Source organism: Micromonospora sp. RTGN7 (genome assembly GCF_033804645.1).
GTDB lineage: Bacteria > Actinomycetota > Actinomycetes > Mycobacteriales > Micromonosporaceae > Micromonospora.
In genome coordinates this window covers 1-536 of sequence record NZ_JAPZLF010000059.1, presented here as the reverse complement: position 1 = coordinate 536, position 536 = coordinate 1, and the positions used below count along the sequence as shown (strand labels likewise).

At 67.7% G+C, this 536-nt stretch carries 1 protein-coding gene; it reads right to left on the bottom strand.

What is annotated here, in order from left to right; all coding sequences use genetic code 11:
- Positions 1-536 (bottom strand): acyltransferase domain-containing protein (locus SNR22_RS29195; RefSeq protein WP_320069897.1); only part of this gene is annotated, 536 nt, incomplete at both ends.

Genomic DNA, 536 nt, shown 5'->3' with positions numbered 1-536 from the left:
GCGTAGGTGGGCAGGTCGACGGTGTCGGTCGCGGCGAGGACCCCCGTCAGGTCGACGGGCAGGCCGATCGTGTGCGCAGTGGCCAGGTTGGTCAGCAACCGGGTCGGATCGTCGTCACCCCGCCGCAGACTGCCCAACGTATGACCGGTGACACCCGCATCATCCAGAATCGCCGTCACCGGCATCATCAACACCGGATGCGGACTAATCTCCACAAACGTGGTGTGCCCCGCCGCCACCGCCACCCGCACCGCCGCATCAAACCGCACCGTCCGCCGCAAATTCTCATACCAGTAATCGGCGGTCATGCTCTCCGGCTCGACCCACTCACCAGTCAACGTCGACACCAACCGGACGGTGCCGGCCCGGGGGGTGACGTCGGCGAGGTCGGAGCGCAGCCGCTCAGCGACGTCCTGGACCGACTCCGAATGCGACGCATAATCCACCGGAATCAACCGCGCCCGCACGTCCTCGGCCTGACACGCCTGCACCAGATCCGCCACCGGCTGCGGCGGACCCGACACCACCACCGTGCC